This window comes from Algoriphagus sanaruensis (assembly GCF_001593605.1).
GTDB classification, from domain to species: Bacteria; Bacteroidota; Bacteroidia; order Cytophagales; family Cyclobacteriaceae; genus Algoriphagus; species Algoriphagus sanaruensis.
This window is the reverse complement of record NZ_CP012836.1, coordinates 1,802,501-1,828,283: the sequence shown is the minus strand read 5'-3', so window position 1 is coordinate 1,828,283 and position 25,783 is coordinate 1,802,501. Positions and strand designations below refer to the sequence as shown.

The following is a 25,783-nucleotide window of genomic DNA, read 5'->3' as shown; positions in this document are numbered from 1 at the left end:
GTTGTTTACGATTTTGGACTCAGTCGAACGATCGGAATGATCATTTCTTCCAAAGATATTCCTCCATGCTGAAAGGTATCTTTGTAATAGTTGACATAATAATTGTAATTGTTGGGATAGGCAAAGAAATAATCCTCCACTGCAAAAACGTAAGAACTGGAAACATTCAACTTTGGAAGCTTAGCCTCTTCTGGCTTTTTGATTTCAAATACTTTTCCCGGTTCAAAATTGAGATTTTTCCCTTGTTTATAACGCAAATTGGTAGTCACATTTTTGTCTCCAATGATTCGATAGGGCTTATTTACTCGCTTGGTACCGTGGTCCGTAGTTATAATAACCTCTGCTCCTACATGGTGAATTTTCTTCAGTAAATCAAAAAGTGAGGAGTGCTCAAACCAACTTTTGGTTAATGATCTGTAGGCAGATTCATCCGGAGCCAACTCTCGAATCATCTTCATGTCTGTGCGTGCATGCGAAACCATATCCACAAAATTGTACACCAAGACATTTAAGGAGTTCTGCATCATCGTGTGAAACTGATCCACGATCGCTTTTCCTTGATGGCTTTGAAGAATCTTGTGGTAGGAAAATTTCCCAGCAATCCTGTTCTTTTCCAAATTGATCTTGATCCAATCCTCCTCAAAATTATTTTTACCCTCCTCTGTATCTTCGTCTTCCCAAAGATTTGGATAAAATCGAGCCATATCGAGCGGCATCATTCCTGAAAAAAGTGCATTTCGAGCAAATGCAGTGGTAGTAGGTAAGATACTAAAGTACGTTTCCTTTTCTTCGACTGTAAAATAAGGAGATAACAAAGGTTCAATTTCCTCCCATTGATCTAGCCGAAGATTATCGATTACTATGAAAAACAAAGGTTTAGATGCATTTAAGTGAGGAAACACTTTTTCCCGGATCACCTGATGGGAAAGCAAAGGCTTATCCTTATTTTTTTCAGTCATCCAATCCAGGTAATTGTCCTTGACCCAACGGGCAAATGAGGAATTTGCCTCAGCTTTTTGAGTTTCTAGAACCTCCTGCATGTTTTTACTTTCAGTCTCATCGATCTGGAGTTCCCAAAAAGTCAGTTTTCGATACAAATCCGCCCAATCCTGATGATCATTTGCATCCCCGAGCGCAAGGCTGATTTGCATAAATTCCTGCTGATAACTTTGCGTCGTCTTGCTTTCAATGAGTTGACGATTTTGAAGAATTTTTTTAACTGAAAGCCAGATTTGACTTGGATTAAGAGGCTTGATCAGGTAGTCAGCGATTTTCCCTCCGATCGCATCATCCATGATATGTTCTTCCTCGGATTTGGTGATCATTACGACAGGAATCTGAGGCTTTAGCTGCTTGATATGCTGCAAGGTTTCGAGTCCGGTCATTCCGGGCATCATTTCATCCAAAAAAATTACGTCAAAATTTTTCTCCTCCACTTCTTCAATTGCATCAATTCCCGAATTGACCGTAGCAATCTCACAACCTTTTTGTTGCAAGAAAAGGATGTGAGGTTTGAGCAAATCGATTTCATCATCTGCCCAGAGAATATGGAATTTTTGAGACATAGTGTTTTCCCTTTCTTCTAAAATTATAATTACTTTTGAGTCAATCAAATGAGTGCTGAGTGAAAAGCCAGAAAATACTCAACGACCCAGTTTATGGGTTTATCACGATTCCGAGTGAACTCATCTTCACGATCATTGACCACCCTTACTTTCAGAGGTTACGCCGGATCAAACAATTAGGTTTGACTGATTTTGTCTATCCCGGAGCACTGCATACCCGATTTCATCATGCCCTCGGAGCTATGCACCTGATGAGCATTACGTTAGACAATCTTCGAAACAAAGGAACAGAAATCTCAGATCAGGAATATGAAGCTGCATTGATCGCAATTTTGCTTCATGACATTGGACATGGTCCATTTTCTCATGCTTTAGAATACAGCATTTTGAAAGGTATTCCGCACGAAGAACTTTCCTTAATAACCATTCAGCTGTTGAATCAAGAGTTAAATGGCCAATTAAATCTTGCCATTCAAATTTTCAAAAATGAATATCCTCGAAAATTCTTAAATCAATTGGTGTCGAGTCAGCTCGATATCGATCGATTAGATTACTTGCAGAGGGATTGCTTTTTTACCGGGGTTTCTGAAGGGACTATTGGAGCAGACCGGATCATCAAAATGATGGCTGTAAAAGACGAGCAACTAGTAATCGAAGAAAAAGGAATCTATTCCATAGAAAACTTCCTCAGTGCTCGAAGATTGATGTATTGGCAGGTGTACTTGCACAAAACTACCGTCAGCGCTGAAAAAATGCTCATTAACCTCATCCAACGTGCAAAAGTATTAGCTACTTCAGGAATGGCTTTTCAGGTGACTGATGAGCTTGGTTTTTTTATGAAGGAGACGATCTCATTAGAAGATTTCAAAAAAGATCACACGCTTTTGGAAAAATTCCTGAGTCTAGATGATTATGACATTTGGGGAGCGATAAAAATGTGGAAAAAGCATGAAGATTATGTTTTGAGAAATATTTCTCAGATGTTTCTCACTCGTAATTTGTATAAAATCAATCTTTCCAATGAACCTTTTGGCTCAGAAGATTTGGAGGAAATGAAAATCAAAACCCAACGGAAATTACAAATCCCAGATACGGACATTGACTATTTTTTCTCCTCTGGAAAAGTGAGTAATTACGGCTACCTCGCCAAAGACAAAATCAATATCCTCACCAAAAAAGGAAAAGTGATGGATGTCGCCACTGCCGCCGATTTACCGAATATCAAAGTGATGAGTAAGATCGTAGAGAAACATTACGTTTGTAAAGCCAAAAGCCTAATTTTAAACCCATAAAAATTTTACGGTCATGGAATTTACCTTAGGGCAATTAGCCGCACTTTTAGGTGGAACAGTAGAAGGAGATCTCTCACAAAAGGTCAATCGACTAGATAAAATCCAAGAGGGAAAAACAGGCGGGATTAGTTTTCTTTCCAATGAGAAATATGAACCGTTCTTATATGAAACCCAAGCCACCGCGGTGATCGTTTCAGAAGGATTTGTGCCAAACCGCACTTTCTCTACTACCCTAATTCGAGTAAAAGATGCCTATTTAGGATTCACTACGCTGCTCGAAGCTTATGCGCAATTTTCTAAAAACGCACTTTCCGGTGTAGAAGAACCGTCTTTTCTGGGAACAGGTAGCACGATGGGAGATCAAGGTTATCGAGGAGCCTTTTCTTACATCGGAAAAAATTGCATCATAGGTAATCATGTGAAAATTCATCCTCATGCTTACATCGGAGATCGTGTCAGGATCGGAGATCACACCATCATCCACTCTGGCGCAAAAATTTGTGCGGATACAGTCGTTGGTTCGAATTGTGAAATTCATCCGGGAGCCGTCATCGGAGCAGATGGATTTGGTTTTGCCCCACAACCTGACGGTACTTACAAAGGAATTCCTCAAATCGGAAATGTCATCTTGGAAGATTTTGTTTCCATTGGAGCCAACACGACCATTGACTGCGCAACCATGGGCTCTACAATCATTAAAAAAGGAGCAAAAATTGACAATCAGGTTCAAATAGCCCACAATGTCATCATTGGGGAAAATACGGTGATTGCTGCTCAGGCGGGAATTTCTGGCTCCACAGAAATTGGCGCAAACTGTGTCATTGCAGGTAAGGCCGGCATTGTAGGCCATATCAAAATAGCAGATAAGACCACCATTGGTGCAAATACTGGCATCAGTAAATCCATTAAAAATTCAGGACAAACACTCTTTGGCTACATGGCTATGGACATGAAAGAGTTTTTAAAGTCCTATACCCACTTTAAAAATCTGGACCAACTCGCCCAGCGAATCAAAGAACTGGAAAAAAAGGGCTAATTTTGGCGCCCAAACCTTCCGAAAGGAAATTCCTATTATGAAAGTAAAACAGCATACTATAAAAAAGCAGGTGGAATTATCTGGCGTGGGTCTCCACACCGGAGTAGTTTCTAACATGACTTTTCTTCCAGCACCACCAAACCATGGAATTAAGTTTCAAAGGGTTGACTTAGAAGGAAGACCTACTGTTGATGCGGACTGTGACTTGGTGGTAGATGTATCAAGAGGAACTACCCTAGAGCAAAATGGAGCGAGAGTTTACACTGTAGAGCATGTTTTAGCTGCTCTTGTAGGCCTGGAAATTGATAATGTGCTGATCCAATTGGATGGACCAGAACCTCCGATCATGGATGGCTCTTCTATTCAATTCATTGAGGTTTTGGAGGATGCCGGTTTTGAAGAGCAAAATGCCTTAAGAAGATTTTTTGAAGTTCAGGAAAGTATTCAATACAAGGATCCTGCTCGAGAGGTAGAGATGGTTGCACTTCCAACTGATAACTACCGAGTAACTGTAATGGTGGATTACAACTCTCCGGTTTTGGGAAGTCAGCATGCATCTATTACAGATATCAGCCAGTTTAAGCCTGAAATTGCATCATGCCGGACCTTTTGCTTTTTGCATGAATTAGAAATGCTCTATAACTCTAACCTGATCAAGGGAGGAGATCTCAATAACGCCATTGTTGTTGTTGACCGTGTGGTTGAAAAAGAAGAATTGGCGCACTTGGCAAAAATGTTCAACAAGCAATCCGTAGAGGTCAAAAAAGAAGGCATTCTAAATAATGTGGACTTACGCTATAGAAATGAACCAGCAAGACACAAACTTCTGGATGTAGTTGGCGATTTGGCGCTAGTCGGAAGACCTTTGAAAGCCCAAATTTTAGCAGCTCGACCAGGCCATGCGGCTAATGTGGCTTTTGCTAAAAAAATAAAGCGTGCGATGGAGAAAGCTGGTGCTTCTCATATCCCGCATTATGACCCCAAGCTGCCTCCAGTAATGGATATAAACCAAATCAGCAATATCCTTCCACATCGATACCCTTTTCAGTTAATTGATAAGATTATCTATTTGGACGAGACGGTTGTTGCAGGGGTAAAAAATGTCACCATGAATGAACCTTTCTTTATGGGACATTTTCCAGGAAACCCAGTTATGCCAGGCGTATTGCAAGTCGAAGCAATGGCGCAGACTGGTGGAATTTTGGTTCTTTCTACAGTAGATGATCCAGAAAATTACTGGACCTACTTTTTAGGAATTGAGAATTGCAAATTCAGAAAGATGGTCCTTCCAGGAGATACCTTGATTTTTAAATGTGAACTTTTGGCTCCGATCCGCAGGGGAATTGCGAAAATGAGGGGTGAAGCTTATGTAGGCAACACCCTGGTTTGTGAAGCGGTAATGACAGCCAGCATTACAAGAAAAGACGCATGATCAGTCCGCTAACACATATCAGCCCAAAGGCCCAGCTCGGAGAAAACGTGCATGTCGATCCATTCACCATGATTCACGACGATGTGATCATCGGAGAAAACACTTGGATAGGATCGAATGTAACCATCTACCCTGGTGCTAGGATCGGAAAGAATTGTAAAATTTTCCCAGGAGCAGTAATCGCTGGTATTCCCCAAGATTTAAAATTCCAAGGGGAAGAATCTACCGTCATCATAGGTGACAATACGACCATCCGAGAGTGTGTCACTATTTCAAGGGGCACTGTCGACAAGCAAACTACTGTGGTAGGAAGCAACTGTTTATTGATGGCTTATGTACACGTGGCGCATGATTGTGTGATTGGTTCTCATGTGATTATTGCCAATTCTGTTCAAATCGCAGGACATGTTTCGATTGATGATTGGGCAATTATTGGGGGAAGTAGTGCGATCCATCAATTTGTAAAAATCGGGATGCACAGTATGATCTCTGGTGGATCGCTTGTCCGAAAAGATGTGCCACCATTTACCAAAGCTGCCCGTGAGCCACTTTCCTATGCTGGGGTAAATTCATTGGGACTTCGAAGAAGAGGGTTTTCAAGCGAAACAATTTCTCATATTCAAGAAGTCTACCGTTACCTCTTCCTCAATAGCATGAATAATAGCAGGGCCTTGGAAGAAATTGAAATCAACCTCCCAGCTACCAAAGAGCGGGATGAAATTTTGAATTTCATCCGAAGTTCTGAGCGAGGTGTAATGAAAGGATATATCAATTAATAGGATGAAAATCCAACTGACTGAAGCTTCAAAGCGCTTTCAATACGAGTGGATTTTCAAAAATCTAAATCTCCATCTCCAATCCGGAGATAGTCTCGCAGTCACAGGAAGTAATGGATCCGGAAAGTCAACATTATTGAAATGCATTGCCGGATCCATTCCTTTAAGCTCTGGAAAAATAACCTGGGCCAACGAACAAAACGAAATCCCTTCCTCGGACTGGTATCAAAAGCTTAGCATTTCAGCTCCCTACCTTGAGCTGCCAGAAGAATTTACTTTAAGCGAACTTCTGGATTTTCATTTTCAGTTTAAAACTCCAATCCCCGAAATTAGCATCTCAGAAATGGTGAAAACGATGTATCTGGATCAACATGCTAATAAGCCTGTGTCCCAGTTTTCATCGGGAATGAAACAACGAGTTAAATTAAGTTTAGCTCTCTTTTCTGATTGTCCTGTGGTTTTCCTTGATGAACCCACCTCAAATTTGGATGCTCGAGGAATTGCCTGGTACTTGGAGTTGATTAAAAACTTTGGATTGAATCGAATTTTGATCATTTGCTCCAATGAACCACGGGAATTTGAGTTTTGTACCAAAAAAATAAAACTTGAGGAGTATAAGTAGGCTTTTCAGTTTTGTTCTTAGCCGAAGAAATTTAATTTTACCCTTTGTTAATTACACTTTTATGCAAAAAATCTTCTGGAAATTATCCCTATTGGCAATTGTGATGTTGGGTTTTCAATCCTGTGGTGGAGATAAACCAGCTCCAGATCCTCCAAAAACCCCTGAGCAAATTGCAACTGAAGCACTCACCGGCACAGGCACCTTGTCTTGGAGTATCAGTAATGGTGGATCTGTTACTCGTGACGGTCGAGATGTCACCGATCTCTACAGCACTTTTGAATTAATTCTTAATTCAGGTTCTTCCAAAACCTTCACGGCTAGAAATAGCAACGATTTGTTTGATGCTAGTGGTAACTGGTCTTTTGCAGGTACCAATTTTGATAAAATTCAATTAACAGGAACCAAGCCTGCAGCAGGAAGAGAGATTTCTTTTACTCAAACAGGAACAAATCTTAGACTAACCTTAACGATTCCTGCACCAGGAGCAAGACAAGAAGGGACTCTTGCAATCGCGGGAAATTATACCTTCAATCTGATTAAAAAGTAACCAAACAAACCACCATCCAACGTAAAACGGAAGCTCAAAAGGCTTCCGTTTTTTATTTTAGACTGACGAGTGTAACTCCCGCTCCTCCTCGATCAGCGTGTTCATCTTCCATACGCCCAACTTCTGGCATACTTCGTAAGAAATTCCGGGTAATCTCTCTGAGGATTCCATCCCCTTTTCCATGAACTATGCGGAGACTCTTAACCCCCAACATGAAGCCTTCGTCAATAAAATTTTGAAGAATGGGCAAAATCTCTTCTCCCCTTTTTCCTCTAAGGTCCAGATTGGAAGAGAATTCCATCATTTTCTCATTAGTATTGTAATTCCCCGCTCTGGAAATAGACTTAAGCTCCTTTTTTACTTCTGTTTTGGAGATTTTTTCCAAGCGACTCATTTTCACATTGGACTTCAGGTCTCCAATGGTGATTTCCACGTCTTTGTTTTTGATGGAAAGGACTTCAGCAATCGCCCCATTATCTTTGACCCGAACCCAATCACCAGCTGCAATGGTGCCTCCGATCACTTGAATGGAAGGTTCAACAGGAACAACTTTTTCAGGTTTTACCTCTTGCTTAAACTCCTCGAGCTCCTTTCTGATTTGAACAGTACGCTCTTTGGATGCTTTTCCTTCCTTAATTTCCCGAACAGCCGCTTCGATCTTTTTATTCGCTTGATCCAAAATAGACTTGGCTTCGACTTTAGCTTCTTGGATATATCGTTTTTTGGAAAGCTCTATCGTCTCCTTGAGCTGGTTGTATTCCTTGAGCCGAATTTGAAGGAGCTTATCTTTTTCCTTCACTTCCTTCAGCAAGGAACCGTATTGATTTTTTTCATTTTCCAACTGGGTCAAAAGCCGATCATATCGCACGCGCTCCTCACCGATATTCTCCTTGGCGTAGGCCAAAATATCCTTGGATAATCCGATTTTTTGGGCGATTTCGAGTGCAAAAGATGAACCCGGTTTACCAATTTCCAACTGATAGATTGGCTCGAGCCGATCCACATCATACCGCATAGCTCCATTGACCAGGCCTTGATTTTTATTGGCTATCTGTTTGAGATTGCCGTAGTGAGTAGTAATCACCCCAAAAGCCCCCAATTTATTCAAGGCCAATAAAATGGATTCGGCAATTGCCCCACCAAACTGAGGCTCCGTCCCAGTACCAAATTCATCGATAAATAGGAAAGTCTTTTTATTGGCAAACTGTGTAAAATGTTTCATGCTCATCAAATGAGATGAGTAGGTACTCAAATCATTTTCAAGACTTTGCTCATCGCCGATATCAATAAAAAAATTATCAAATAAGGAGCTTTTCGAATCGGGATGCACAGGTATCAACAGTCCACATTGCAGCATGTATTGTAATAAGGCAACTGTTTTAAGCGCAACTGACTTTCCTCCAGCATTGGGCCCTGAAATCACCAACAATCGTTCATGACCTCCCAGTTTTATATTCAGAGGAACAATTGATCTCCCTTGACCCTTTAATGAAATCTCTAATAATGGGTGCCTGGCTTTTGTAAACTCTACCAATCTCTCCTTGACCAATAAGGGTTTTACAGACTCAGTTTTGAGCGCAAACTTGGCTTTTGCACGAATAAAATCAATCAAACCCAAAAAATTGGTTGCTTTGCGAAGAGCGGGAATTGAAGGTCTAAGTTGATCTGTAAGGCGAGTAAGGATCTTGATGATCTCTCTCCTTTCCATATATTCCAGATCTCTGATTTCATTATTGATATCCAAAGCTTCCTCTGGCTCCATGAAAACAGTCTGGCCCGTGGCTGATTCATCGTGGATAAATCCCCTTAGCTTCCGTTTATTTTCTGCAGCAACAGGGATTACCATTCTTCCCCCACGGATAGTCATCGCCGCATCTTCTGGAGTCAAGCCTTTGGATCTAGCTTCTTTAAAAATTCGATCCATAACCTTACGAAGGCGACTTTCTTCATAGATCAATTGATTACGAATCAGCTGAAGTTCTTTGCTGGCATTGGATCTGATTTTCCCTTTTTCGTCAATTATTAAATCAATCGCTTTGAGCAGATTTAAATCCAAATCGAGCAAAAGTCCCAGTAAGGCACTTAAAGTAGGATAGGTCTCGGCATTTTTCTGAAAAAAAGAAACACAAGAACTAAGAGTCTGGAGTGCCAATTTCAACTCATAAAATTCCTCCTGATCCAAAAAAGCTCCTTCAAGCTTAGCTTTTTCGAGGTATGGAATCAGGTTTGTGAAATTGGAAGAAGGAAAAGCATCCCCTGAGATGATCAGGCTTTTAAACTCATCCGTCTGATCCAAAAGACGCTGTACCAAATTCAAATCTGAGGAAAAGGAAACTTTATCGACATAGTCCATCCCCAAAGACGAGGTACATTCGGCTTTCAGAAGTTCTTTAATCTTAATGAAATTGATTTTTTGCTCGAGATTGGATGGGTATAACATTAGAAATTTTCCTCTTTTCCTGTACTGGGATTGGACTCCAAGACGACTAGAGAATCGATAACCCGGGCATAGATTTGATCCATTTTACCAGCGTCTTCCAGGTAATACAACATACTTTGGGTAAAAACCGAGTCAGACACCCCATGGTTTATAAAAATCTCTTTTTCTAAGAGATTATATAGCACCTGCGAAGAATCATAAGAAACTGGAAGTGCACTTACTTTTCCTTCCGTCAATTGGATATCAATCAATACCTCAACCATTTGGCCCTCAGAAAGAACCCCTTCTGGCTGGGATTGTCGATCACATGAAATGCCGAAAACCAATAGTAAAACTCCAAGTAGGTAACGCATAGTGGCCCAAAATTAGGCTTTTTTAACGGATTTTGTCCTTACCGTTGCAGGAAGTCAAATTTTAAATTTCCAAGTAAGGGCTTAACTTAGCCCACACAAAAATCTCCCATGGATCAGCTCTTCAGCAAGCTCAGAAAGTACGAAATCATGATTAGAAAGGTGGCTAACAATCACCTTCAGGGAGATTACCAATCCTTATTCAAAGGATCAGGATTAGAGTTTGATGATCTGAGGCCTTACCAATACGGTGATGACATCAGAACCATCGAATGGAAAGTATCTGCCAAAGGTCATGGAACCTTCGTCAAGACCTTCCGTGAGGACAAAGAGCAATCCGTTTATTTTTTATTGGATATCAGCGGAAGTCAGGACATTGGACAGCAAGGCAACAAAAAAATCGATCAGGGCAAATTGATTGCTGGGGTACTTACCTTAGCTGCAGTTTATGAAGGTAGCCAAATCGGATTGATCAGCTATTCAGATCAGCAAGAGAAATTAATTCTTCCCTCAAAAGGGAGCAAGCAAGGTGTAAAAGTGATTCGTGGAATTTTTGACCACCAAAACAAAAGCTTGAAAACAGATCTAAACGGCATGTTTTCGTTTGCTCTTAATTTGATCAAAAAGCGAAGCATCATCATCATCATCTCGGATTTTATTGATCAGGATTACGAGCGGTCTTTCCGAGCACTCGCCGAACGCCACGACGTAGTCGCTATTCAACTTACAGATCCAAGGGAATCAGCGCTTCCTGCTTTGGGAATCATTCCAATTTTTGATAAAGAAAAAGGGAAAACGACTTGGGTCAATACTGCATTTGGAAGCTTCTCCAAGCGAATTTCTAACACCTTTACCTCCGAACGAGAAAACTTAAAAGACATCTGCCGAAAACATCAGATCAATTACCTTGCGATTGATTCGAAAGAGGATATTGTCTCACCACTGATCGAACTATTCAAGTACAGAAATAAACGAATGAAACGTGGGTAAAATCGCTGGAATCATTTTCTTGGTTTTCATTTCGTTCACTGCATTTCCTCAGCAAATCCAGCTTGATGGATATTTCATGCAAGACTCGGCACGATTGGGGGAGCGAGTGGGATTTGTATTGAAGGCACAGTATCCACAAAGCACTCAGCTAATTTTCCCTGATTCTACGTTTGATTTTTCACCTTTCGTGCTTCTCGAAAAGAAGTCCTTTATCAGCTCGACCACAGAAGGAATTACAACGGACAGTGCAGTGTATTACCTCTCCAATTTCAGTCTGGAACCTAATTCATTTTTATCGCTGCCTGCCTACGAGCTCAGTCGATACGACAGCATCACCTATTTCTCAAATGAAGCAGAAATCAAACTGAAATTGATGCTTGATTCTATTCCGGAGCAATTGGTTTTCCAACAAAATAACGTTTACCAAACTTTGGAAAAACCAATCAACTGGCTAATGATTGGCTTAATAGGTGGTGGAATTTTACTGATCATAGGCGTATTTATCCTTCTTTTTGCCAATAAAATCAAAGCGATTTATTTACGAAACAGAGAGAAAATCCGCTTTCTACAGTTTGAAAGGAAGTGGAAAAAACTCACTACCCTGCTTTTCCAAAATCCTAATCTCGAGTTGGCTGATGAAGTAATCGGGCTTTGGAAAGGTTACTTGGAAAGCATTACCAACCAGCCATTTCAAGAATGGACTTCGAGTGAAATCAGCAAAAATTTAGAGGACCCCAAAGTACTTCAGGCATTACGGGGAATCGATATGATTATTTACGCTGGAAAAGATTCTGTGTCCGAGGAGTCAACTCAGTACCTCTTGGAGATTGCCAAAATGAAATTTCAGGAAAAACAAAACCAACTAAGACATGAAAGAGCAACTCGCTGAGTTTTTTTCTTGGTCTTGGTTTTTGCCTGAGACCTTTAAAAGCTACGAATGGGAAAATCCACTTTTATTTCATCTACTCTGGATTATTCCACTTTTAATCCTTTTACGAAAAGGGATAAAATTCCTCAAAAATCCAGTCTTAGAGTTATCCTTACCCAAACGGATTGAACGAGGCAATCCTTGGACTTACCTCCGATTGATTCCGACAGGATTCTTTTTCTTGGCTTTGATTTTTTTGGTGATTTGTTTGGCTAGGCCTCAGCGGAGCAACGAGCGTGTGGAGCAATACACGGAAGGCATTGACATCCTATTGGTGATGGATATTTCGGAGTCTATGGATCTACAGGACTTCACCCCAAACCGGCTTGAAGCTGCAAAAAAAACGGCTGTAGATTTCATCAATGGTCGGTTTGGTGACCGAATAGGAATGGTTGTTTTCTCTGGAGAGGCCTATTCACTCGCCCCATTGACCAATGACTACAAGTTACTTACGGACCTGATTTCTGAAATTAATTTCGAAATGATTGAGGCAAAAGGAACAGCCATTGGCTCAGCGATTGCGGCAGGAACAAATCGAATGAAAGACAGCGAATCTCCCTCCAAGGTGATGATTTTACTATCGGATGGAGAAAGCAATGCAGGAAATGTGGATCCACTTTTTTCTGCTCAGCTTGCCGCAGCATTTGGCATTAAAATCTATACCATTGCCGTTGGAAAAGATGGGATGGTACCTTACGGCACAGATTTTTTTGGCCGACCGCAAATGGTCGAAAGTTACCTCGATGAGACAACCCTCCGGGAAATTGCTAGAATTGGAACAGGGGAGTTTTATCGTGCCTCGGATAGCAATTCCCTTCAGGAGATTTTTGACCGTATCGACCAATTGGAAAAAGCAGAAATACTCGAAAACCGCTATAAAGAAACGGCTGATTTTTACCGAATTTATCTGTTTTGGGCGATGGCTTTCTTTTTGATCTGGCTAGGTTTAAAGAGTACCTTCCTCAACAATTTCCTATTGGATTGACCAAGACTGGTTCTTTTTCCGCCAATCTTCCAATCTTGGATTCATCAGTTTAAACCAAAGCGGTGGAAACAAGGCAATGATAATCATAGCCGAATATCCTGCTGGGAGCTGAGGACTATCTTCATGATGATCCAGTATTTGGTAAGGTTTGGAGGCAAAGGTGTGATGATCCGAATGTCGTTGTAATTGAAAAAGTAAAAAATTACTGATCCTTTGGGAAGCATTCCAAGAATGCATCGGAGTCACTCGCACATACCTGCCATTGGGAAGAAGACGCCGACTCATGCCGTAATGCTCGAGATAATTCACCAACTCCAAAAGAGTAAAGGCTAAGATTCCTTGAGAAATTAAAAAAACAGGAACCTCCCAAACCCATCGAGATTGGGATAAAGAAAAAACCAAGGTTGAAATCACCCAAAAACAAACAGTAATCAAATGAAATTGAATCATTTGGTTTGACCATGACCAATTCGAACTTCCTTTTTTGCCAAGCCTTTCCTTTTCAAGTTGCCATGCATTCAGGTAACCTTGGCTAACAGATCTCCACCAAAAAGCATAAAAATTTTCCCCTTCTCTGCTGGTTGCCGGGTCTTTTGGAGTAGCTACATGAACATGATGTCCTCGATTATGCTCAATAATAAAGTGCATGTAACCTACAGTCATCAATAGCACTTTTGCAAACCACTGATCCAAGGGTCTGGATTTATGTCCAAGCTCATGAGCCACAGTAATCCCGATTCCGCCTGTAACTAAGGCAGCTCCTGAAACCAGCAACAACCATGAAGTCAATGAATAGGACTCCTGACTGAGGCGATAGCAAGTCCAAAACAAAACACCCAGCTGAACCACAACCCACACATGGGTAATCAGCTGATAAAAAATAGCTTTTGCTTCTTTGCTGACTGATTCTTTTGGAACATTCCGAGTATCCTTACTCACCCAAAAATCCATCAAAGGAATCAATAGAAACACAAATAAATGGATTGCGCCAAGCCAAACCCCTCCAAGCTCAAGGCCTAGGATGAATAATAGGGGAAGAATTAAGGCACTCAAAAACCCGATTTTCTTAAAGCCGCTGCTCATAATGATTTGGTTTCAAGAAATTTAAAAATTTTATAAGAAATCCATCAACTTTTAGGAAATCAAGCTTTCCTAAAAACATGATTAAAATCAGACTTAGACAAAGGTGATTGTCATCGATAAACATCTGAGTTCGGAGCAATTTCGAGCAAATATTCAAACAGATGGCACTATCTCCTGACCTAATCAAGAAATACAATCAACCAGTCCCCAGATATACCTCCTATCCTACAGTCCCATTTTGGGAAAATAATCTGGAAGTAGCTGGCTGGGAAAGATTGGTCAAAAAAGCTTTTGATGATTTTGGATCAAAGGAAGGAATCAGTCTCTACATTCACCTTCCATTTTGTGAAAGCTTGTGCACCTATTGCGGATGCAATAAGCGGATTACGAAAAATCATCAGGTAGAAGAACCCTATCTAGAAGCTATTCTGAGAGAATGGGAACGTTACTTGGTAATTTTGGATGAAACACCAAAACTGAATGGAATCCATCTCGGTGGTGGAACTCCAACATTTTTTGCTCCGGAATCTCTGGAATTTTTGATCTCGAAAATCCTTAAATCCACCGAGTTGAGTTCAGAATACGAGTTCAGCTTTGAAGGTCACCCCAATAATACAACCTATGAGCATTTACTAGAACTCGCACAACTTGGATTTGATCGAGTTAGCTACGGGATCCAGGATTTCAATCCAGAAGTCCAAAAAGCCATTCACCGCTATCAACCTTTTGAGGCTGTGGAAAAAGCCACCGATTGGGCTAGAATTTCTGGCTATTCTTCGATAAACTTTGATTTAATCTATGGGCTTCCTTACCAAACCAAAGAAACCCTTCAAGATACATTCGAGAAGGTTGGGCAGCTTAGACCAGAACGGATTGCATTTTACAGCTACGCTCATTTACCCAGTGCTTTTCCTGCACAAAAAAGCTATGAGGCCCATCTTCCCAATGAACGAGAAAAGCGAGAGCTTTATGAATTTGGCAAAGATTTATTGATCCAGATGGGCTATGAGGAAATTGGGATGGACCATTTCGCCTTACCTTCTGATCCACTTTATTTGGCTAAAAATGAAGGGAAGCTTCATCGAAACTTTATGGGTTATACTACCCTGAGCTCCAAGATGCTCCTAGGATTGGGAGCCAGTAGCATCAGTGATGTTTGGATTGGGTTTGCCCAAAATGAGAAAAAAGTGGAAGACTACGAAAACTTGGCGAATCAGCACCAAATCCCTCTGATCAAAGGACATCAGCACAGCCTCGAAGATTTGGAAATACGGGCTTTAATCCTCGACTTAATTTGCCATAGTTCTGGATTAATTCCTGAATCAATTTGGGAGAAGCTTCCTTTTGAAAATAAAGAACGCTTATTTGAAATGGAAGGTGAAAACTTACTTAAGCTTACGAATCGACACCTACAGATTTCCGAAGACGGAATGGCGGTAGTCAGAAATATTTGTGCTTTGTTTGACTTAAGAATGGAAGAACAGCGGGAGAAAAAAGCCAATTTTAGTAAGGCAATTTAATCAGTGGCACATGGTAATTTCTACTTGCTGGGTGCCATAATCAAAAGTAGCCATTTGAGGACTCAATCCGGGGATTCCCAGTCCCAATCCTCTAAAAACCATCAATACACCAATTAAAACACCCAAATAGGGAATTGCTTTTTGCACTACTTGCCTTCTTGTGATGGAGATAAAACTTCCAGAAACCATCAATACAAGTAGCAACGGGATGGTTCCTATCCCAAAGAAAAACATATAAATCCCCCCGTCAATTGGGCTTTGCATTCCCAAAGCAACAACAAGTGCCATATAGACCATCCCACAAGGCAAAAGTCCGTTGACTATTCCTGTAGTAAAAAATGCCAATTTACTTCCCGATTTGAGTAATTTCCCCAAGGTGGATTTGATCCAGGAAACAAATTTTGAAAGTACAGGAAAAGTCAAAAATCGATCTGCATTCTTAAAACTCAGGGAAAGAACCACGACCAAAACTCCCATCGCTACGGAGATCCCCTGCTGGATTCCGGTTAAGGAAAGGGAAAAACCTATAGAGCCAATCAGTAGACCCAACAAGGCATAAGTCAAACTTCTGCCTAGGTTATATAAAATCTTATTGAACAGGTATTTTTTACCTGAGCTACTCCCTACTGCAAGGGCAATTGGGCCACACATTCCGATACAATGGAATGAACTTAAGAATCCCAAAACCAATGCAGTCCAAAGCATCAGATCGTAATTTTACTTTCTTCGTAATATTCCACACCATCCTCAACCCAAGTCAATTTCACCCGCCAATAGCCTGGTTTTAATTGATTTAAGGAAATGGAGGTCTTGCCAGAATCCTTGATTTCTAATGGCAATAATTGATCTAATCGGGCATCTGAGGGACGAAAAAGTTGAAGCTCCCCTTTGGCACCAATCGGCAAATCCAAAAGAATAACTTTACTCGCAGCATCAAAAAGTAAAACTTCCCGATTGAGCTGAGCAGCTGATTTTTCACGTTCAATTTGCTCCTGATATTTGATTTCTTTTTCGTAGTAATTCTCCGTTACCAAATGAATATCATCCTGCTTGACAGAAATGACAACCAAAGTCATGATAAATGCTACAAAAAGAATGATCGTTACTAATATTCCTTTACCCCAATTCATACCTAATTAATTTTCCCAACAGGAGCCATAAAGTTTGTTTCAATATCATCAAATTCAATTCCTTCGGATGAAAGTATTAACTCAACTTTCTCCTGAGGAACCTTCACTGCAAGCTGGTCTTTGACCAGAAAGAACCGGCCTTCAAACTTGGTTTGGGGTTCCAAAACCCAGTTTTGATCTCCAACAATTTCTACTTTCATGCCTTCAGACAAGGTCTTAATGGTGACATGCTGAGGCTCAAAAGTTTTGTTGACCATGGTAATATTGTACAGGTTGGAGACATTGCCATCAGGACGCGCCTGGTAAGTCATTCCTGGAAAACGAGTAATGGTCGCCTCTAAATCTGTACGGGTAGCAATAAGCGTAATAAACGCTGAAACTAGGACGAGTAAAACCAAGGAATATCCTTTTACTCTTCCAGTTAATAATTTTTGTACACCTTCTTTAATTCCATTTTCGGAAGCATATCGAATCAAACCAGTAGGTCTATCCACCTTTACCATCACTTCGTCACAAGCATCAATACAAGCTGTACAATTGACACATTCCATTTGGGTTCCATTCCGAATATCTATTCCAGTTGGACACACATGAACACAAAGCCCACAATCAATACAGTCGCCTTTGGCAGAAGGTTCCTGCTGATTCTTTCGAATCGGAGATCTTGGCTCCCCTCGCACATAATCGTACATGACATTGATGCTATTGTCATCCAAAAGAACGCCTTGAAGACGTCCATAAGGGCAAACAACGAGGCAGGCTTGCTCTCTAAACCAAGAGAATACAAACATGAATATCCCTGAAAAAACAACCAGTCCTATAAATCCAGCGAGATGTGCTGTAGGCGGTTCGGAAACAATTTCTATTACTTGATCCACTCCGATCAGATAAGCCATGACCAAATGACCAATGAGAAGAGAAATAAGAGCGAAAACAGAAGTTTTAAGGGCTTTTTTCCAAATTTTCTCGGTAGTCCAAGGTCCCTCATTTAAGGCTCTCTGTTGATTGGCATCTCCTTCAATCAAATACTCGATCTTACGGAAAACCATCTCCATAAATAAAGTCTGAGGGCATGCCCAGCCACACCAAACTCTCCCAAAAACAACAGTAAAAAGGATAACAAAAACAAAGAATATCAGCAGAAGGAAAATCAGTAAAATGGTATCCTGCGGCCAGAAAGCTGCTCCGAAGATGATAAACTTACGCTCGAAAATATTGAAGAGCATCAAAGGCCTCCCGTCTATTTTGATAAAGGGACCGGCAAATAATACCGCCAACAAAATCCAAGATAAATAGGTACGGTAACTGTAAAAAAAGCCTTTTACTTTCTTCGGATAAACCCAATTCCGCTTACCATCCTCCCGCACTGTAGCTAGGGAGTCTCTGAAGGTTTCCGGATTAAGATGAGGGTTAAGATTCTTTTTGGCCATGGGATAATCAATTTAAGGGCTGGACTTTCATCCAGCCCTCTAAACTTACTTGATAGATGCGATGACTGTTGTGCTATCAGTCACCGGCGTTACAATCTCGGCAGGAGTACTACCTACCAATTCACCCTGAGGCTCTTTTGGATTAGCAGGAGAGGTTCCTTTAAGCGTTAGGATATAAGAGGAAACTTGTTGGATTTCTTCAGGTGAAAGTTGGTCTTGCCATGGGATCATCCCTTTTTCGACCACCCCATATTTAACCACTTTAAATACATCCTGAATTCCACCTCCGTGGAGCCAATATTCATCCGTCAAATTTGGTCCAACTCCTCCTCCCCCATCTGCGGCATGACAAGCCGCGCAGTTGGTTTCAAATATGGATTTACCTGAAGCCAAAGCTGCAGCAGATTCATCAAAAATCACCGAAGTTTCATCGATTCCTGCTACGAGAGACGCTTTTCTAGCTTCAGCAGCAATTGCTTCTATTCGTAATTCCTCTTGGTATTCTTCCTCGCCCGTTGGGCCATTTCCTAGTACAGAGTAATTGACAAAATAAATAATCGCAAAACCTACGGTTCCAATGAAAACGTACTGAAGCCAAGGAGGCATGAAGTTATCTAGTTCGGTAATTCCATCGTAGGAATGATCCGCCATCATTTTAGCTTCTTCCTCTTTACCACCTACTTTATCCAGCTTACCTGTGACAAATCGCTCTTTAAATGATTCCCACCAGGTAGGTTCATTGGCCAATTGGGGATTTTCTCTTTTAAATACCTCAGCCATAAAAGACATCAGGTAAACCATCAAAATCAAAAGCAGAACAATCACCATTAAGACTACTCCTAGAATAATCAAAAGGGTAAGCTGACTGGAATCCATACCACTCAATGTGGTATACCAGTTACTTTCTGCGGTCTGGGCAAAAACAGGCATTCCTGAAAGCCCCATAAGTGTAAGTATGGCAAATAACTTTTTCATGGCTGGATTGGGGTTGATTCGTGTTCATCCATTGGAAGTGATTTCATATGATCAACATAGTTTTTTGGCACTCTAACCACCCAGACAAACATCCCCACAAAGAAGATCAGGAAAATGATCAGGGAAATAATCGGGTAGATTTCGATATGCTCTATGGATCGAAGAATTTCCTTATACATGGCTAACTAGTTTATTGATTTGAAGCTGTACTTTGTTTGATATCAGTACCTAATCGTTGCAGATAGGCGATCAAGGCTACGATCTCCGTATTCGGAGCCACTTCTACCCCAGCTTCCTTGAGGTTCCCGACTACTTTGGAAGCTTGTGCTTCATAGTCTGCTACTGCCTGCTCATCATAACCTTCAGGATAAGGGACTCCCAATTTTTGAAGAGTTCGGATTTTGGCAGGAAGGTTTGAAATATCCAATTCATTGGTTGTCATCCATGGATATGGAGGCATCAAAGAACCCGGAGACATGGAAGAAGGATCTGTCATGTGGTGATAATGCCAGCTATCTGGATACTTTCCTCCCACTCGATGAAGATCTGGACCAGTTCGTTTAGACCCCCAAAGGAACGGACGATCATAAACGAATTCGCCGGCTTTGGAATATTCCCCATAGCGCTCAGTCTCAGATCTGAATGGACGGATCATTTGAGAGTGACAGCCCACACATCCATTTGCGATATACAAATCTCGTCCTTCGAGTTCGAGTGGTGTGTAAGGTTTTACAGAAGAAATAGTAGGGATATTGGACTTCACCAACATGGTTGGAATAATTTCAACCACACCTCCAATGGCCACCGCTACAGTAGCCAAAATGGTAAAGAACACTGGTTTGCGTTCCCAAGCACGGTGCCAAAATTCACCATGTGGCTTGTAAGCTTTTACCAAAGCAGGAGCTTGATCTTCTTCTTCCTCAGCAAAACTTCCTTTTTTGGCGGTCATCCACATGTTGTACATCATGATTACCGCTCCAGACAAATACAAGAGGCCACCTAGTGCTCGAAGCATATACATCGGAACGATTTGAATGACAGTTTCCAAGAAGTTTGGATAAGCCAATCGACCAGCCTCATTAAATTCTTTAAGCATCAGGAATTGAGTCAAACCAGAAACATAAAGAGGAAGGGCGTAGAAAATAATCCCTAGTGTTCCTAACCAGAAGTGGGTATTAGCCAGCTTATTTGAATAAATGGTGGTTTTGAAAAGTCTTGGCCACATCCAATACAACATTCCGAATGTGAAAAATCCATTCCATCCCAAGCCTCCAATATGTACGTGACCTACGATCCAATCTGTGTAGTGGGCAATTGCATTGACATTTTTCAAAGAAAGCATCGGGCCTTCGAACGTAGCCATCCCGTATGCAGTAACAGCTACCACCATAAATTTCAGAATAGGCTCTTGACGAACTTTATCCCAAGCTCCTCTTAAAGTCAATAAACCATTCACCATACCACCCCAAGATGGTGCAACCAACATGACTGAGAATATAGTTCCTAATACTTGGGCCCACTCAGGAAGTGCTGTATATAGCAAGTGGTGAGGGCCTGCCCACATATAAATGAAGATCAAAGACCAAAAGTGAACAATAGAAAGCTTATAAGAATAAACGGGTCTATTCGCCGCCTTTGGTAAGAAGTAATACATCAATCCTAGGAAAGGCGTAGTCAAGAAAAATGCAACTGCATTATGACCATACCACCATTGCACTAAAGCATCTTGAACACCAGCGTACGCAGAATAACTTTTGAAAAAGGAAACTGGAAGCTCAAGGGAATTGAAAATGTGAAGAATCGCAACTGTCACGAAGGAAGCTAGATAAAACCAAATAGCAACATACATGTGACGCTCCCGTCGCTTGATCAGCGTACCAATCATGTTAGCTCCAAATGCAACCCAAACCAACGCGATTGCGATATCGATTGGCCATTCCAACTCTGCATATTCCTTGGAAGTGGTAATTCCCAAAGGCAAAGTCAAAGCTGCCGATAGGATAATTAATTGCCAACCCCAAAAATGAAACCAGCTCAAAGCCTTATTCCACATTGGAGTTTTCAAAAGGCGGGGCATCGAATAATACACCCCTGCAAAAATCGCATTACCAACAAAGGCAAAAATTACCGCATTGGTATGAAGCGGTCGAATTCTACCGAATGTCGTGTATGGATTTCCCAAGTTGGCTTCGGGAAGAAAGAGCTGGGTTGCGGCAATTAAACCGACCAGCATCCCCACGAGACCCCAGATAATTGTGGCGGCCCCGAAATACTTGACAATCTTATTGTCATAGTGGAACCTTTCCAAAGTAGCATCATTCATAGGATTTGGATTGTTTAGGTTGATCTTTATTGGATTTTTTTGGCTGATTTTCGAATAGAATTCTTACTGAAGGGGTATAGCCATCATCGAATTGCCCGTCTTTCATCGCCTTAAAAAAGAGGATCAAAAACGTAATAGCTAAGACTAGACTGACACCGATTAATACAAAAATTACTTCCATGACTTTGAGCTAGAAACGTGAATCAATCCCTTTCTAATGGCTAGAAAATTGGTGGCAAGGGTTGTAAAAACCACCACAGAAATACTGCTCAATGGCATCAAAATCGCGCAAAGTACAGGACTTAAAATCCCCTGTACGGCAAGGCTTAACCCCAGAATATTGTAGAGAAAGCTCAGTCCAAAGCTGATTTTGATAATCATCCTACTGCTTTTGGCGAAGGATAGAAATTGAGGGATTTTTGCGAAGGATGTTGCATCAAGAATGGCATCACTTGCAGGTGAAAAATGACTTACCTGGTCGGATATCGCTACCCCAACTTGACTTTCCTGAAGCGCACCCGCATCATTTAATCCATCACCCACCATCAAGGTATTTTTCCCTTTTTGATTGAGCGATTTCAAGTAGTCCAACTTATCTACAGGACTTTGATTGAAATTGAAGTGAACCTTTTCAGGAAAAGTCTTCGATAAAGACTCCTTTTCATGACTGTGGTCTCCTGACAAAACATGAAGTTCATAGCCATTTGCCAAATCACGAATCACGTTTTCCGCTCCTTTCCTTAAGCCAGACTGAATATGGAAATAGCCCAGTAAGGTTTCTTCAATTTTGAGAAAAACAAGATTTCCAGAAGCTGGTAGCCCATCTTGAGCACTTTGAACAAATTCTTTTGATCCAAGTAAAACAGCCTGACCCAAATACCGACAGGATAATCCTTTGCCTTTTTCCTCTAGGATTTGAGAAACTTTAGCTGATGGGACATCTCCCAAAAAGAGGTTGATTCGATTACTCAAAGGATGCGTGGATTGTTCCACCATGGCTTTGATAATCGATTTTGTTTCGGTTGAAAGCTCATCCCCCGAAAAAGAAATAGAGGCATTTGCCGGATCTGTTAAGGTGCCTGTTTTATCAAAAACCAAGGTATCTACCAAGGCCAACCTTTCTACTACTGCAGCATTTTTCAAATAGAACTTTCCTCTTCCGAAGATTCGAAGCGTATTACCAAGGGTAAACGGAGTGGACATTGATAGCGCACAAGGACAGGCAACAATCAATACAGTAGTGAATGCTTTAAATGCTAGCGAAACATCAGTACCAATCCAAAATAAAAATGCTACTAACGCAATACTTAGAACAGTCCATGTAAAGACCCCACTAATGCGGTTGGCGAGCGGCTCTAATAAGTTTTTGGTATTTTTTCCAAATGACTCATTATTCCAAAGATCGGTAAGGTATCCTTGAGAAGGAGATTTTTGGATTGTAAGCAAAATTGCTTCACCCTTTTGTCTACCACCTGCATAAATAACTTCTCCTTTTCTTTTTGGAACGGGAATTTCTTCGCCTGTCACAAAACTATAATCGATATGAGCCTGCTCACTCAAAAGGATAGCATCTGCAGGTATCAATTCCTCATCCCTTACCAAAATCAAATCACCAACTTGAAGGTTAATCAATGGAATAACTTCCTCTCTATTCTGAGAAACTCGAGTGACAGCAATTGGAAAATAAGATTTGTAATCCCGATCAAATTCAAGGGTGGCAAAGGTTTTTTGCTGATAAACCTTACCTAAAAGCAAGAAAAATAGCAGACCTCCAAGACTATCCATGTAGCCTGCATTCCCTTGCAAAAAAATCTCCCAAAGAGAAAATAGGAAGAATGCCACAATTCCGAGAACAATCGGAACGTCCATATTGACAGCCTTTTGTTTGACAGCATTCCAAGCAGAAACGTAATAATCCGAAGCTGCATAGAAAACTATAGGAAGCGCCAAGACAACATTCAGATAATCAAATAGACGTTTAAACCCTTCCCCTAATAACTTAGCCTCAGAGAAATATTCAGGCATACTGAATAGCATCATGTTCCCAAAGCAAAAGCCAGCAACGCCTAACTTTGTCAGGGTTTTCCGATCTACTGAAGGCGAAGTTTTTTTATCCAGGTCCGAGAGACTGATTTTTGGCTCATAACCAATGGTTGATAGAAGTTTAACAACCTCCATCAAGGAGATTTTATCATGAAGAAATTTGACTTGAACTTTTTTCTTTATGAAATCGACTCGACTAAATACAATCGCTGGATTTAGCTGAAAGAGATTTTCTAATAACCAAATGCAGGAGGCGCAATGAATTAAAGGGATATAAAAAGTAATATGACTTTCATGATCATTTTTAAAATCCAGAAGTTTGGAAACAACAAGTTGATCATTCAGGTAATCAAATTGGTTAGATGATTTTTTAGTATCCTTTTGTGAAGCTCCTGGCTTATTTTCTATTGAATAATATTCACAAAGATCATTACTTGCCAATACCTCATAAACCAATTTACAACCTTGACAGCAGAAGTTTTTGTCTTCGAATTGAAGAGAATCCGACTCACAATTCTCCCCACAATGGTAGCAGCGAGTAGTTACATCAGATGAAATCATAAGCCTCATTAGATTGGATTTGGTTAAAGGTAGGAGTGCATTAAAACGAATAACATGATAAAAATCAGCTTACTACATGAATTAAAGACTGAGATAAAAGGAAAGCTTATCACTCCAAATTTGTCCTTTATAAAAATGAAATAGAATTTTGGCCAAATCAGCCTGATATCCTTTGGTAGTCACTAAAAGTGTACAATCATGCTTGACTCCATAAGACCAAAAGTCACCAATTCTGTGAAAATTAAATTTGATAAAGCTGGTCTCATGAGTTTTGGAAGAAACCAATTGAATAAGCTCTTGCTCTTCTTTAATTTTTGATTTGGGAATAAATGAGGGAGAAATAATAGTAGACTTACTTTTTCCAATAAGTGGATAAAAAAGGTGTATGAAATTCCGGATTAGTTCAGCGGAGGTAGGTGTTCCATCATAGTGAAACAATAGATGACTTAATGTAAACTTAGGGACATATAAAAGCACTGGAATTGGACAAACCTCCTTCTCAAGTGATCTAGGTAATTCATGGCCATGTAGCCAATCTAAAGTTTGATACAAATTGACCGAAATCAAGCTAGGATCTACTGAAGTAGTACAAAAACTACTTTTGGGATCGCTAGGAAAAAACCCCTCTTTAAGAGAATCACAATAAAACTCATTTAACAGAGTTTCGGGTAATTCAAATTTTACTGAATAAGGGGATTTGACTTCCATGACCTAGTATAATTAGGCCAAAACTAAAACCCTTAAAAAAGAATAGAGGTGATGTAATCCAGAAGTAGATATGATAAAAATCAGGTTTAATGGAATAGTAAATAAAAAAAACAAGGACTACCTGAAAGATCTCTAAAACTCTAATCCATAAAAAAAGCCTTCAGGGCTTAGCTGAAGGCTTAGAATAATGTGGCGGCGACCTACTCTCCCGGGAGTAACCCCAGTACCATCGGCGCTGCAGGGCTTAACTTCTCTGTTCGGGATGGGAAGAGGTGGGACCCCTGCGCTAGGCCGCCTAAATCTTTATACCTTGCGGTATCTAATATCTTGTGTTCTTCGGTCTTCAGTCTTTCGACTTCAGGACTCTTTTAACATATTTCGTAGAAACTGTAACAAACTGTAGGTAAGCTTTCGGGCAATTAGTACTGCTCAGCTATGCCATTGCTGACTTTACACCTGCAGCCTATCAACCTCATCGTCTCTGAGGGCCCTATATGGAAGTCTCATCTTGAGGGGAGTTTCGCACTTAGATGCTTTCAGCGCTTATCTCTTCCCGACGTAGCTACCCGGCAGTGCAGTTGGCACCACAACCGGTACACCAGCGGTCAGTCCAACCCGGTCCTCTCGTACTAAGGTCAGGTCCTCGCAAACTTCCCACGCCCGCAACAGATAGGGACCGAACTGTCTCACGACGTTCTGAACCCAGCTCGCGTGCCACTTTAATCGGCGAACAGCCGAACCCTTGGGACCTTCTCCAGCCCCAGGATGTGACGAGCCGACATCGAGGTGCCAAACCTCCCCGTCGATATGAGCTCTTGGGGGAGATCAGCCTGTTATCCCCAGCGTACCTTTTATCCTTTGAGCGACGGCCCTTCCATTCAGAACCGCCGGATCACTATACCCGTGTTTCCACCCTGCTCGGCTTGTCGGCCTTACAGTCAAGCTCCCTTATGCTATTGCACTCCTCGTACGGTTACCAAGCGTACTGAGGGAACCTTTGGAAGCCTCCGTTATCCTTTTGGAGGCGACCACCCCAGTCAAACTACC

23 protein-coding genes and 2 rRNA genes (1 of these 25 only partly in view) are annotated in these 25,783 nt (G+C 41.1%); 10 read left to right on the top strand and 15 right to left on the bottom strand.

All coding sequences use genetic code 11. The annotated features are described in order from the left end of the window. Positions 1–5 precede the first annotated feature (5 nt). Positions 6–1,565, bottom strand: a complete 1,560-nt coding sequence (gene porX, locus AO498_RS08140; protein ID WP_067545823.1) for a T9SS response regulator signal transducer PorX — start codon at positions 1,563–1,565, stop codon at positions 6–8. A 59-nt stretch (positions 1,566–1,624) separates the two neighbouring features. Here porX and AO498_RS08135 point away from each other — a divergent pair, with 59 nt between their 5' ends. From AO498_RS08135 to AO498_RS08110, 6 genes are all read left to right on the top strand, one after another. Next, positions 1,625–2,857, top strand: coding sequence for an HD domain-containing protein (locus tag AO498_RS08135; RefSeq protein WP_067545820.1), 1,233 nt, complete (start codon positions 1,625–1,627; stop codon positions 2,855–2,857). A 13-nt stretch (positions 2,858–2,870) separates the two neighbouring features. Then, positions 2,871–3,893: a UDP-3-O-(3-hydroxymyristoyl)glucosamine N-acyltransferase gene (gene lpxD, locus AO498_RS08130; protein ID WP_067545817.1), complete on the top strand. Its 1,023-nt coding sequence runs from the start codon at positions 2,871–2,873 to the stop codon at positions 3,891–3,893. Positions 3,894–3,930: 37 nt separating this feature from the next. Further along, complete coding sequence (locus AO498_RS08125) at positions 3,931–5,325, top strand: bifunctional UDP-3-O-[3-hydroxymyristoyl] N-acetylglucosamine deacetylase/3-hydroxyacyl-ACP dehydratase (RefSeq protein WP_067545813.1); 1,395 nt, start codon at positions 3,931–3,933, stop codon at positions 5,323–5,325. Continuing rightward, on the top strand, positions 5,322–6,101 hold the full coding sequence (gene lpxA, locus AO498_RS08120) for an acyl-ACP--UDP-N-acetylglucosamine O-acyltransferase (RefSeq protein ID WP_067545810.1): 780 nt from the start codon (positions 5,322–5,324) through the stop codon (positions 6,099–6,101). The genes AO498_RS08125 and lpxA overlap by 4 nt, the downstream gene beginning before the upstream one ends. Before the next feature lie 4 nt (positions 6,102–6,105). Beyond that, complete coding sequence (locus tag AO498_RS08115) at positions 6,106–6,723, top strand: ABC transporter ATP-binding protein (RefSeq protein ID WP_067545808.1); 618 nt, start codon at positions 6,106–6,108, stop codon at positions 6,721–6,723. A gap of 61 nt (positions 6,724–6,784) precedes the next feature. Next, on the top strand, positions 6,785–7,270 hold the full coding sequence (locus AO498_RS08110; RefSeq protein ID WP_236778654.1) for a hypothetical protein: 486 nt from the start codon (positions 6,785–6,787) through the stop codon (positions 7,268–7,270). Between the two features lie 52 nt (positions 7,271–7,322). Here AO498_RS08110 and AO498_RS08105 read toward each other — a convergent pair whose 3' ends face one another. After that, positions 7,323–9,710, bottom strand: coding sequence for an endonuclease MutS2 (locus AO498_RS08105; protein WP_067545805.1), 2,388 nt, complete (start codon positions 9,708–9,710; stop codon positions 7,323–7,325). After that, complete coding sequence (locus AO498_RS08100) at positions 9,710–10,063, bottom strand: DUF4296 domain-containing protein (protein ID WP_067545802.1); 354 nt, start codon at positions 10,061–10,063, stop codon at positions 9,710–9,712. Before AO498_RS08100 ends, AO498_RS08105 begins: the two co-directional genes overlap by 1 nt. Before the next feature lie 108 nt (positions 10,064–10,171). Between AO498_RS08100 and AO498_RS08095 the strand changes: the two genes are divergently transcribed. From AO498_RS08095 to AO498_RS08085, 3 genes are read left to right on the top strand one after another with little or no spacing between them, the layout of a single operon-like run. Beyond that, positions 10,172–11,050 carry a DUF58 domain-containing protein gene (locus AO498_RS08095; RefSeq protein ID WP_067545798.1) on the top strand — a complete coding sequence of 293 codons (879 nt, stop codon included), beginning with the start codon at positions 10,172–10,174 and terminating at the stop codon, positions 11,048–11,050. Beyond that, complete coding sequence (locus AO498_RS08090; RefSeq protein WP_067545796.1) at positions 11,043–11,939, top strand: hypothetical protein; 897 nt, start codon at positions 11,043–11,045, stop codon at positions 11,937–11,939. Before AO498_RS08095 ends, AO498_RS08090 begins: the two co-directional genes overlap by 8 nt. Then, positions 11,920–12,963, top strand: coding sequence for a vWA domain-containing protein (locus AO498_RS08085; RefSeq protein ID WP_067545793.1), 1,044 nt, complete (start codon positions 11,920–11,922; stop codon positions 12,961–12,963). Before AO498_RS08090 ends, AO498_RS08085 begins: the two co-directional genes overlap by 20 nt. Here AO498_RS08085 and AO498_RS08080 read toward each other — a convergent pair. Further along, the gene (locus AO498_RS08080; protein ID WP_067545790.1) at positions 12,952–14,046 is read right to left on the bottom strand and encodes an alkane 1-monooxygenase; all 1,095 of its coding nucleotides are present in this window, start codon (positions 14,044–14,046) and stop codon (positions 12,952–12,954) included. The two genes, AO498_RS08085 and AO498_RS08080, sit on opposite strands and share 12 nt — an antisense overlap. 161 nt (positions 14,047–14,207) lie before the next feature. On the opposite strand from AO498_RS08080, the gene hemN reads away from it, so the two are divergent. Continuing rightward, positions 14,208–15,566 (top strand): oxygen-independent coproporphyrinogen III oxidase, encoded by a 1,359-nt coding sequence (gene hemN / locus AO498_RS08075; RefSeq protein WP_067545787.1) that lies wholly within the window; start codon positions 14,208–14,210, stop codon positions 15,564–15,566. Here hemN and AO498_RS08070 read toward each other — a convergent pair whose 3' ends face one another. From AO498_RS08070 to AO498_RS08020, 11 genes are all read right to left on the bottom strand, one after another. After that, entirely contained in the window at positions 15,567–16,271 is a 705-nt protein-coding gene (locus AO498_RS08070) for a sulfite exporter TauE/SafE family protein (RefSeq protein WP_067545784.1), read from the bottom strand. It abuts the gene before it with no gap. Next, positions 16,271–16,696 (bottom strand): FixH family protein, encoded by a 426-nt coding sequence (locus AO498_RS08065; RefSeq protein ID WP_067545781.1) that lies wholly within the window; start codon positions 16,694–16,696, stop codon positions 16,271–16,273. Before AO498_RS08065 ends, AO498_RS08070 begins: the two co-directional genes overlap by 1 nt. Before the next feature lie 2 nt (positions 16,697–16,698). Continuing rightward, the gene (gene ccoG / locus AO498_RS08060) at positions 16,699–18,126 is read right to left on the bottom strand and encodes a cytochrome c oxidase accessory protein CcoG (protein WP_067545778.1); all 1,428 of its coding nucleotides are present in this window, start codon (positions 18,124–18,126) and stop codon (positions 16,699–16,701) included. A 45-nt stretch (positions 18,127–18,171) separates the two neighbouring features. Continuing rightward, positions 18,172–19,101, bottom strand: a complete 930-nt coding sequence (locus AO498_RS08055) for a cbb3-type cytochrome c oxidase N-terminal domain-containing protein (RefSeq protein WP_082792202.1) — start codon at positions 19,099–19,101, stop codon at positions 18,172–18,174. Further along, positions 19,098–19,280, bottom strand: coding sequence for a cytochrome C oxidase Cbb3 (locus AO498_RS08050; protein WP_067545775.1), 183 nt, complete (start codon positions 19,278–19,280; stop codon positions 19,098–19,100). The genes AO498_RS08055 and AO498_RS08050 overlap by 4 nt, the downstream gene beginning before the upstream one ends. 11 nt (positions 19,281–19,291) lie before the next feature. After that, positions 19,292–21,424, bottom strand: a complete 2,133-nt coding sequence (gene ccoN / locus AO498_RS08045) for a cytochrome-c oxidase, cbb3-type subunit I (RefSeq protein ID WP_067545771.1) — start codon at positions 21,422–21,424, stop codon at positions 19,292–19,294. Continuing rightward, on the bottom strand, positions 21,417–21,605 hold the full coding sequence (gene ccoS, locus AO498_RS08040; protein ID WP_067545768.1) for a cbb3-type cytochrome oxidase assembly protein CcoS: 189 nt from the start codon (positions 21,603–21,605) through the stop codon (positions 21,417–21,419). The genes ccoN and ccoS overlap by 8 nt, the downstream gene beginning before the upstream one ends. Beyond that, a complete protein-coding gene (locus AO498_RS08035) occupies positions 21,596–24,028 on the bottom strand; it encodes a heavy metal translocating P-type ATPase (RefSeq protein ID WP_335339820.1) in 2,433 nt (810 codons plus the stop codon). Before AO498_RS08035 ends, ccoS begins: the two co-directional genes overlap by 10 nt. 81 nt (positions 24,029–24,109) lie before the next feature. Beyond that, the gene (locus AO498_RS08030) at positions 24,110–24,736 is read right to left on the bottom strand and encodes a hypothetical protein (protein WP_067545761.1); all 627 of its coding nucleotides are present in this window, start codon (positions 24,734–24,736) and stop codon (positions 24,110–24,112) included. 187 nt (positions 24,737–24,923) lie between these two features. Continuing rightward, positions 24,924–25,035 (bottom strand): 5S ribosomal RNA (rrf, locus tag AO498_RS08025). 100 nt (positions 25,036–25,135) lie between these two features. After that, positions 25,136–25,783, bottom strand: a 23S ribosomal RNA gene (locus tag AO498_RS08020) (it continues 2,217 nt past the right edge of the window).